The organism is Pseudomonas uvaldensis (genome assembly GCF_021271205.1).
GTDB lineage: Bacteria > Pseudomonadota > Gammaproteobacteria > Pseudomonadales > Pseudomonadaceae > Aquipseudomonas > Aquipseudomonas uvaldensis.
Map to the genome: position 1 here is coordinate 221,208 of NZ_JAIWKS010000009.1, position 9,691 is coordinate 230,898.

The 9,691-nt window shown below is 59.4% G+C and carries 7 protein-coding genes; 5 read left to right on the forward strand and 2 right to left on the reverse strand.

From position 1 onward, the window contains the following. The first annotated feature begins 201 nt into the window (after window positions 1-201). Window positions 202-3,072, forward strand: a complete 2,871-nt coding sequence (locus tag LCU97_RS20820) for an EAL domain-containing protein (protein WP_232777638.1) — start codon at window positions 202-204, stop codon at window positions 3,070-3,072. 128 nt (window positions 3,073-3,200) lie between these two features. Here LCU97_RS20820 and LCU97_RS20825 read toward each other — a convergent pair whose 3' ends face one another. Next, the gene (locus LCU97_RS20825; protein ID WP_232777639.1) at window positions 3,201-3,704 is read right to left on the reverse strand and encodes a hypothetical protein; all 504 of its coding nucleotides are present in this window, start codon (window positions 3,702-3,704) and stop codon (window positions 3,201-3,203) included. A 378-nt stretch (window positions 3,705-4,082) separates the two neighbouring features. Between LCU97_RS20825 and hexR the strand changes: the two genes are divergently transcribed. Both hexR and LCU97_RS20835 read left to right on the forward strand, forming a co-directional pair. After that, entirely contained in the window at window positions 4,083-4,949 is an 867-nt protein-coding gene (gene hexR / locus LCU97_RS20830) for a transcriptional regulator HexR (RefSeq protein ID WP_003187110.1), read from the forward strand. A gap of 119 nt (window positions 4,950-5,068) precedes the next feature. Next, window positions 5,069-5,278: a PA3496 family putative envelope integrity protein gene (locus LCU97_RS20835; RefSeq protein WP_082339680.1), complete on the forward strand. Its 210-nt coding sequence runs from the start codon at window positions 5,069-5,071 to the stop codon at window positions 5,276-5,278. On the opposite strand, the gene LCU97_RS20840 is transcribed toward LCU97_RS20835, so the two are convergent. Beyond that, complete coding sequence (locus tag LCU97_RS20840) at window positions 5,220-6,182, reverse strand: LysR family transcriptional regulator (RefSeq protein ID WP_053149057.1); 963 nt, start codon at window positions 6,180-6,182, stop codon at window positions 5,220-5,222. The two genes, LCU97_RS20835 and LCU97_RS20840, sit on opposite strands and share 59 nt — an antisense overlap. 187 nt (window positions 6,183-6,369) lie before the next feature. On the opposite strand from LCU97_RS20840, the gene LCU97_RS20845 reads away from it, so the two are divergent. Both LCU97_RS20845 and oadA read left to right on the forward strand, forming a co-directional pair. Continuing rightward, window positions 6,370-7,785, forward strand: coding sequence for an acetyl-CoA carboxylase biotin carboxylase subunit (locus LCU97_RS20845; protein ID WP_232777640.1), 1,416 nt, complete (start codon window positions 6,370-6,372; stop codon window positions 7,783-7,785). A 12-nt stretch (window positions 7,786-7,797) separates the two neighbouring features. After that, window positions 7,798-9,606 (forward strand): sodium-extruding oxaloacetate decarboxylase subunit alpha, encoded by a 1,809-nt coding sequence (gene oadA / locus LCU97_RS20850; RefSeq protein ID WP_053149051.1) that lies wholly within the window; start codon window positions 7,798-7,800, stop codon window positions 9,604-9,606. The last annotated feature ends 85 nt before the right edge of the window (window positions 9,607-9,691 follow it).

A 9,691-nucleotide genomic window follows, 5' to 3' on the forward strand; every position in this document is an offset into this window, starting at 1 on the left:
AAAGACCGGCAGGGGACGACCGGTCAGTCATGGGTCAGGGCCGTTGCCGGGGCTCGTTCGGCACCTTGGCCGCTCATTGAAGCAGCGAGTTTTTTGCGTATTTTTATGAGCTACAGCAGTGTGGGATGGCCCCGTGCTTGTGTATGCTCGTGGTCGCTTCGGGTTCTCCGTGCCCTCGTGATAAGAACAAGAACAGTGCCTATGACCCTCAATTCCGATCTGGCGGGCCCCTGTGTGGAACCACGGATCATCTGCAAGCAGTACGCCACGGAGATGGCGGTGGAGCGTACACGGTTGTTGTACCAAGGCTCGCTGCTGCCAACGTTGTTCATGCTGGTCAATGGCCTGGTCTGCGCAGTGCTGTTGTGGGAGCCGTCGCGCTATTTCCTGGTCACTGTCTGGCTGGTCTGGTTGTTGTCGCTGGTGGCATTGCGGGTGATACAGGTGGCGGCCTTCGACTCTGCGATGCCAAGCCGCCAGGCACACCCCATGTGGCTGCGCATGTTTTTGCTGGGTTCGGCGATGACCGGACTGACGCTGGCCGGTGCTGGCATCGCCCTGGTACCCGCCGACAGCTTCCAGCAGCAGGCCTGGGTGTTTGGTCTGATCGGTGCGGCTACCTTGTCCGCCAGTGTGGCCTATGCCGTCAGCCTGCCGGCGTTCCTGTCCTTTACCTTGCCCTGCCTGTTGCCGGCGATCGGCTTCCTCTTCCTGGGCGATGATGAACAGCAACACGGTTGGGGTTGGCTCGGGCTGGTGGTGCTGGTTTCGTTGAGCGTGGTGGCCTGGCAGGTCAACCGTTTGATGCAAAGCGGCATGCTTCGACGGTTTCAGAATCAGGCGCTGATCGAGCATTTGCAGCAAACGCAAACCCGTAGTGCCCAGCTCAACGAGGCGCTGGCCAGAGAGGTGGAGCAACGTCGTCTCGCCGAGGAACAGTTGCGCGCCGCCCAGGTTGGCCTCGAAGCGAGGGTGGCTCAGCGGAGCCTTGAGCTGGAGGTGGCCAGCCAGGCCCTGAGCAAGAGCGAAGCCCGCCTGGCGCTGGCCCTCAAGGCCAGTGAGCTGGGGCTGTGGGACTGGAACCTGCAGACCGATGAAGTCCACCACACCCAGCTCAAGGAGCTGTTCGGGCTGGAGCATGAATACGTCACGGCCATGCTCAGCCATCTCACGCCTCGCCTGCATCCGCAAGACGTGCCGGCACTCAAGCGGGCTCTGATCGAACACCTCAAGGGCCGCAGCGAGGATTACCAGATCGAATACCGCATCCGCCACAGCGATGGGCACTGGGTCTGGATCGAAGACCGTGGTCGGGCCGTGGAGCGCAGCGCCAGCGGACGAGTGTTGCGCATGGTCGGTACCCGACGGAACATCAGCGCCAGTAAAGAGCTGGAGCAGCAGCAACAGTTGGCGGCCACGGTGTTCGAAGCCGCCAGTGAAGGCATCGTGATTTTCGACCCTCATTACGCATTGCTTGCCGCCAACCAGGCGTTCACTCGGGTTACCGGTTTCAATATCGATGACATGCTGGGGCGCAATGTGGTGGATCTGCCATGCAGCCGGGATGCGCGTCGGCACTACCCTATCATTCGCCAGGCCCTTAAGGCACATGGCACCTGGCAGGGCGAGCTGGTCGAGGCACGGGCCAACGGCGAACTGTATCCGCAATGGCTGCAACTGAATGTCGTACGCGATATTCGAGGAAAGGTCAGCCATATTGTGGGCTTCTTCGCGGATCTTTCTGCCCGGCGCCAATCCGAGGAGCGGATGCGCTACCTGACCCACTACGATGATCTGACAGGACTGGCGAACCGTTCGCTGTTCCGTGAACGCTTGCATGAGGCCCACCAGCGTGTGCGACAGGGAGGGCGGCGCAGCCTGGCCTTGCTGCATATCGATCTGGATCGTTTCAAGTTGCTGAACGACAGTCTGGGGCATGACATTGCCGACCAGCTATTACAGAAGATGGCCCGGAGGCTGATCAACGCACTGCCCGAGGCCGATACCATCGCCCGGCTTTCGGGTGATGAGTTCGGGGTGCTGTTCGATGCCTATGGCAATCTTTCGAGCCTCGCACGGGTGGCGACCCGCCTGTCCGCCAAGTTGCGCCTGCCGCTGACCATCGAAGGCCATGAACTGGTAGTCAGTGCCTCCATCGGCATCAGCCTATTACCCGACAACGCGCGCGAGATCGCGACATTGGTCAGCCAGGCGAACATGGCCATGCAACATGCCAAACATTTGGGAGGCAATAATTTCCAGTTCTACACCGACAGCCTCCAGGCCAGCACGTTGGAGCGCCTGCAACTGGAAAACCAATTGCGCAAAGCCCTGGAAGAGCAGCAATTGAAGGTGTTCTACCAACCCAAGCTGTGTCTGGAGACCGGCCGTCTGAACGCCGCCGAAGCCTTGGTACGCTGGGATCATCCGACCATGGGCCGGGTGCCGCCGGCGGAGTTCATCGGTTTGGCCGAAGAGACCGGGCTGATCGGACCGATTGGCGAGTTCGTGCTGCGTCAGGCCTGCTGGCAGGCCTGCGAATGGCTGCGCCAGGGGCTGGCACCGATCAGGGTATCGGTGAATCTGTCGGTGCATCAGTTACGTCAGGGCAAGTTGGTCAGCCTCGTGCGGCAAGTGCTGGAAGAAACCGGTCTGGCGCCTCATTACCTGGAACTGGAACTGACCGAGAGCCAGTTACTCGACAGCGTCGAACACATCATCGCCACCTTCCAGCAACTGCGTGATCTCGGAGTCAAACTGGCGATTGACGATTTCGGCACCGGCTATTCTTCCCTGAGCTACCTCAAGCGTATCCCGGTGGATTACGTGAAGATCGACCAGGCATTCATTCGCGGGTTAGAGGAGGGCGGTGAGGATGCCGCGATCACCCGGGCGATCATTGCGATGGCCCATGGGTTGTCGCTCAAGGTCGTGGCCGAAGGTGTCGAGCGGCAGGAGCAGCTTGAGTTTCTGAAGGCCGAACACTGCGACGAGGTCCAGGGCTACCTCATCAGTCGGCCGATTGAGGCCGAGGGCCTCGCCCAAATGCTGCGGGAGCAGCGCTTGGAGTGAGACTGCCCGCCAGGTGTCGTGCACGGTGCCACTCCGACGGGAGGATTACTGGTATGCGCTGAAGTAGCCGGACGAGTTGCGGCTATCGCGCCGCTGGTTAATGTTACTTTGGCGCCGATTCCCAAGCGCTATTTCAACTCCTCACAGAATTGCGTTATCCAAAAGTCATCGTCTTCAAAACTATCGTATTCAACCGAAACGATTTTATATACGCCGGATGTCGGTTTGTACCTGAGTATGTCTCCCGCTGCCATGAAAGCAGTGGCAAAAGTTTGCTTGTTGCTCCAATAAAATTTGATAAGTTCATCATTGACTTTTATGACGGCCAGGGGCTCTTCTTGGCTGCTATCTTTGTTTGAATCTGGTTCTGGTATGTCTGGCGTGGGTGAAGCGTCTTCCGTGCTGGAGCTCGCCACACTGGCGAAATTCACTCGATAACGTCTATCGGCGATGGCGAGGGCCGATGTAACATCTTTGTTGATGGCTCTGTATCTTCTCCCTCCGATAGTTATGACCTCTCCAGCTTTCATTCTGACGAGAGCCATTTCATATAATTCCCGCGGCGCGGGTAACGTAATGGGTGTGCTGCCAAGATAAGCCTCTATGTTCCAGGCAGTTGGATTGGTACTCATAATCGGTGCTCCTTCACTTGGTTAACAAACGTTTGAGAAAAAGGTTCTTTGATTTTCCAACCGTAGGTTAGTGAGGAGTCCTGGCTCTACTGTCAAACCTGACAGTGGCGACAAGCGGTATACGGAGAGTACCGTCAGGAGAAGGCTGGCGGCCATGGACCGCTTGCCGACCAAAGCTGATGTGTGGGAGGTGTGGGAGCAGGATGGGAGCCTTTCAGGCTGCGGGGCTTGCCACGCTTCCGTGTCGCTACAGGGCCTGATCGTTTGGAAAATCAGGGCCTGAATGATGGATTTGAGCGGGTAATCCTCCAATTCTTGTAGTATAACTACAAGACTGCTACATCCTAGGCGTTCGCCCATAACAATGAGTCCAGTCCCTTGAACCTGTTGCAACACATCGCCCAGTCACGTCACCTGCTGCGTAAATCGGAGCTGAAAGTTGCCGATCACGTACTGCTCGATCCCGCGGCCGTGATGCACAGCTCCATGGCTGACCTGGCCCACAGCGTCGGCATCAGCGAGCCGACCATCGTGCGGTTCTGCCGTGCCATCGGTTGCTCGGGTTTCCAGGATTTGAAACTCAAGCTGGCGCAAAGCCTGGCGGCCGGCGCGAGCTTCGGTCAGTTTGCGATTCATGAAGACGATTCGGTCGCCGACTACAGCCTGAAAATTTTCGACACGACCCTGCATACCCTGATGGAGGTTCGTGAGAAGCTCGACCCGGTGGCCTTGCAAAAAGCCGTCACGGCCATGTCCCAGGCCCAGCGTGTCGAGTTCTATGGCTTCGGTGCATCGGGGGCGGTGGCTGCTGATGCGCAACACAAGTTTTTCCGTCTGCTGCTCACGGCGGCTGCCTATTCCGACCCGCACATGCAGGCGATGTCGGCGGTCACGTTGAAACCCACCGACGTGGCGATCTGCATTTCTCAGTCGGGTCGCTCCAAGGATCTGCTGATCACCGCCAACCTGGTGCGCGAAAGCGGCGCCTCGCTGATCACCTTGTGCCCGAGCCAGACGCCATTGGCCGAGCTCTCGACGGTGAACCTGGCCATCGACGTACATGAAGACACCGAAATCTACACGCCCTTGACCTCGCGCATCGCGCACCTGGTGGTCATCGATGTGCTGGCAATGGGGGTCGCCATGGCTCGCGGCCCGAGCCTGGTCAACCACCTCAAGAGCGTCAAGCGCAGCCTGCGCAGCCTTCGGCTGTCTCCCAAGTCGGTGAAAGCGTTGGATGATTGAAGCCTCAAGCCTCAAGCTTGAAGCTCAGTAACATTCATCGTTCTGTAACCGACGCGCCGCCAAACCGTCATCCCGTGCCTTCATCTTGAAACTCCCGTATACGTCTTGGGAGTCTCGACATGACCCAGTCCTACGAAGAACGCAGCGCCGTCAAAACCCGTCGTCAGCAGGAAGACCAGCGCCGCATGGCGTTCCGTCGTGCAATCGAAGACCGCTTTGAACAGCGCCAACTCCTGGCCGAAATCAGCGAATTCCCTGACGCAGTGGAATTCAATTACTGGCAGGCAACGCCGGTGGCTTCCCGTCGAAACGCTCAACCAGGCCAATGATCTGAGCCCGTTCGCCGCGAACGAACGCCAGGAAGGCGTGGGCCACCGGTGACAACCGTTTCGCCCTGGCCTGTACCAGGCACCAGCTTCGATACAGTGGCAGTTCCTCCACCGGCAGCTCGATGAGTGCGCCGGACGACAGTTCTCGGCTCACGGCGTGGCGCGTCAACAGCGCCACGCCCAGTCCGGCCACCACGCATTCGCGTTGGGCCTCCGCTGAGGCGACTTCCAATGTCTGAGTGAAATGCACCCGCTTCTCCTTGAAGTATTCTTCGCAGGCCAGCCGCGTGCCGGACCCAGGTTCGCGCAGCAGCAGCGTGTAGGGCTCCAAGTCCTGCAAGCGCAGCGGCCCCACGTGGCACAGCGGATGATCCGGTGGCGCAACGGCCACGATGGGATTGTTGAGAAACGGCAAGAACTCCAGGCCCATGTCCTGGGGCACCATGGACATGATCACCAGGTCGTCACGGTTATCCGAAAGCCGGCGTATCACCTGGCCACGGTTGACCACCGTAAGACTCAGATTGACCTCCGGATGCTGGCGCTTGAACGCGGCAAACAGATGCGGCACGAAATATTTAGCGCTCGATTCCACCGCCAGCTTCAGTTGGCCTTGCAAAGAGCCCTGCATGTCCGATAGCTGCATATCGAGATTTTCCAGGCGCCCGAAGATGTCCCGGCTGGCGCGTTGTAGGGCTTCGGCGGCTTCGGTCATGTAGAGCTTTTTGCCTACATACTCAAACAGCGGCTGGCCGATCAGCTCTTCAAGGGACCGAATCTGTAGGCTGACGGCAGGTTGTGTGAGAGACATTTCGTCGGCTGCACGGCTGTAGGACCTCAGGTCGCACACCTCATTGAAAATCTGCAGTTGACGCAATGTCATACGCATCAATGACTTACGCACGATTCAGCTACCTCGACCCAAAACGATTGGCTTAACTATAAGTCCTGGTTTATGCATGACCCAATAATTATTCATTTTTGTTAATCAACGGCCAGTACTAGTGTGGAGCTGCGACCGATTGTTACATCTGGTCACGCGTCGGCCTGATCTTCAGGCCGTGGTATCACCGGCTCAAGGGAACCTCCAATTGATAACAAAGATCCTGATCGCCAACCGTGGTGAGATTGCCGTCCGCATCGTGCGTGCTTGCGCCGAGATGGGCATCCGCTCGGTCGCGGTCTACTCCGACGCTGACCGTCATGCCTTGCATGTCAAGCGTGCGGACGAGGCCCACAGCATCGGCGCCGATCCGCTGGCCGGCTACCTCAATCCGCGCAAACTGGTGAACCTCGCCGTGGAAACCGGCTGCGATGCGTTGCATCCTGGCTATGGTTTCCTCTCGGAAAATGCCGAACTGGCCGAGATCTGTGCCGAACGTGGCATCAAATTCATCGGCCCTGCGGCGGAAGTCATCCGGCGCATGGGTGACAAGACCGAAGCGCGCCGCAGCATGATCAAGGCCGGTGTGCCGGTCACTCCAGGCACCGAAGGCAACGTGTCGGGCATCGAAGAGGCGTTGGCCGAAGGCGACCGGATCGGTTATCCGGTGATGCTCAAGGCCACGTCCGGTGGTGGTGGTCGAGGCATTCGTCGCTGTAACAGCCGCGAAGAACTCGAGCAGGCCTTCCCCCGGGTGATTTCCGAAGCCACCAAGGCGTTCGGTTCGGCGGAAGTGTTCCTGGAAAAGTGCATCGTCAATCCCAAGCACATCGAAGCGCAGATCCTGGGCGACAGTTTCGGCAACGTGGTGCATCTGTTCGAGCGTGACTGTTCTATCCAGCGTCGCAACCAGAAGCTGATCGAAATCGCCCCCAGCCCCCAGCTGACCCCCGAGCAGCGCGCCTATATTGGCGACCTGTCGGTGCGTGCCGCCAAGGCCGTGGGCTATGAGAATGCTGGCACCGTGGAGTTTCTGCTCGCCGAGGGCGAGGTGTACTTCATGGAGATGAATACCCGGGTGCAGGTGGAGCACACCATCACCGAAGAAATCACCGGTATCGACATTGTCCGCGAGCAGATCCGCATCGCTTCCGGATTGCCGCTGTCGGTCAAGCAGGAAGACATCCAGCATCGCGGTTTCGCCTTGCAGTTCCGGATCAATGCCGAGGACCCGAAAAACAACTTCCTGCCCAGCTTCGGCAAGATCACCCGCTACTACGCCCCCGGCGGCCCGGGTGTGCGCACCGACACGGCGATCTACACCGGCTACACCATCCCACCGTTCTACGATTCGATGTGCCTGAAACTGGTGGTTTGGGCGTTGACCTGGGAAGAAGCCATGGACCGTGGTCTGCGGGCTCTGGACGACATGCGCCTGCAAGGGGTCAAGACCACCGCCGCGTATTACCAGGAAATCCTGCGCAACCCGGAATTCCGTAGCGGCCAGTTCAACACCAGCTTCGTTGAAAGCCACCCTGAACTGACCAACTACTCGATCAAGCGCAAACCCGAAGAGCTGGCCTTGGCCATCGCCGCCGCCATTGCCGCCCACGCAGGCCTGTAAGGAATCATGACAATGTCCAAGAAGATCCACGTAACCGACACAATCCTGCGCGACGCTCACCAATCGCTGCTTGCTACCCGCATGCGCACCGAAGACATGCTGCCGATCTGCGACAAACTCGACAAAGTCGGCTATTGGTCGCTGGAGGTCTGGGGCGGCGCGACATTCGACGCCTGTGTGCGCTTCCTCAAGGAAGATCCGTGGGAGCGCCTGCGCCAACTGCGCGCCGCGCTGCCCAACACGCGCCTGCAAATGCTGCTGCGCGGCCAGAACCTGCTGGGCTACCGCCATTACAGCGATGACGTGGTCAGGGCGTTCGTGGCCAAGGCTGCGGTCAACGGCATCGATGTGTTCCGTATTTTCGATGCGATGAACGACGTACGTAACCTGCGGGTTGCCATCGAAGCGGTGAAGGCTGCCGGCAAGCATGCCCAGGGCACCATCGCCTACACCACCAGCCCGGTGCATACCATCGACGCTTTCGTGGCCCAGGCCAAGCAGATGGAAGCCATGGGCTGCGACTCGGTCGCCATCAAGGACATGGCCGGCTTGCTGACGCCATACGCCACCGGCGAGCTGGTGAAGGCGCTGAAGGCCGAGCAATCGTTGCCCGTGTTCATCCACTCCCACGACACTGCCGGCCTGGCTGCGATGTGCCAGCTCAAGGCCGTGGAAAACGGCGCCGACCATATCGACACCGCGATCTCCAGCTTCGCCTGGGGCACCAGCCATCCGGGCACCGAATCGATGGTGGCGGCCCTCAAGGGCAGTGAGTTCGACACCGGCCTGGACCTGGAGCTGCTGCAGGAGATCGGCCTGTATTTCTATGCCGTGCGCAAGAAGTACCACCAGTTCGAAAGCGAATTCACGGCGGTGGATACCCGTGTGCAGGTCAACCAGGTGCCGGGCGGGATGATCTCCAACCTCGCCAACCAGTTGAAAGAGCAGGGCGCGCTCAACCGCATGAACGAAGTGCTGGCGGAAATCCCGCGCGTACGCGAAGACCTCGGCTTCCCGCCGCTGGTGACTCCGACTTCGCAGATCGTCGGTACCCAGGCGTTTTTCAACGTGCTGGCCGGTGAGCGCTACAAGACCATTACCAATGAAGTGAAACTCTATCTGCAGGGCGGCTACGGCAAGGCGCCGGGTGCGGTGAATGAGAAACTGCGTCGCCAGGCCATCGGCAGCGAGGACGTGATCGACGTGCGTCCGGCCGATCTGCTCAAGCCGGAAATGACCAAACTGCGCGGTGAAATCGGCGCGCTGGCCAAGTCTGAAGAAGACGTTTTGACCTACGCGATGTTCCCGGACATCGGCCGCAAGTTCCTCGAAGAACGCGAAGCCGGCACCCTGACTCCGGAAGTGCTGTTGCCAATTCCCGAGGCAGGCGCTGTCAGTTCTGCCGGCGGCGAAGGCGTGCCGACCGAGTTCGTCATCGACGTGCACGGTGAGACATACCGCGTCGACATCACTGGCGTTGGCGTCAAGGCCGAAGGCAAGCGTCACTTCTATCTGTCCATCGATGGCATGCCGGAGGAAGTCGTCTTCGAACCGCTCAACGAGTTCGTCGGCGGCGGCAGCAGCAAGCGCAAGCAAGCCTCTGCACCGGGCCACGTCAGCACCACCATGCCGGGGAACATCGTCGATGTGCTGGTCAAGGAAGGCGATGTGGTGAAGGCCGGCCAGGCGGTATTGATCACCGAAGCCATGAAGATGGAGACCGAAGTGCAGGCCGCCATCGCTGGCAAGGTGACTGCCATTCATGTGGCGAAGGGCGACCGGGTCAATCCGGGCGAGATCCTGATCGAGATCGAAGGCTGATCGAACAGCCTCGATGCAACGTTTAACCTCGGGGGGGCATGTGCTCCCCTTTTTTATGCCTGGGTTTTGTAGATGAACTGACTGC

Bases quoted from the DNA above. Each gene is read 5' to 3' on its own strand.
- LCU97_RS20820 (WP_232777638.1), top strand. From the start codon at position 202: ATGACCCTCAATTCCGATCTGGCGGGCCCCTGTGTGGAACCACGGATC.
- LCU97_RS20825 (WP_232777639.1), bottom strand. From the start codon at position 3,704: ATGAGTACCAATCCAACTGCCTGGAACATAGAGGCTTATCTTGGCAGC.
- LCU97_RS20835 (WP_082339680.1), top strand. From the start codon at position 5,069: ATGACCCAGTCCTACGAAGAACGCAGCGCCGTCAAAACCCGTCGTCAG.
- oadA (WP_053149051.1), top strand. From the start codon at position 7,798: ATGTCCAAGAAGATCCACGTAACCGACACAATCCTGCGCGACGCTCAC.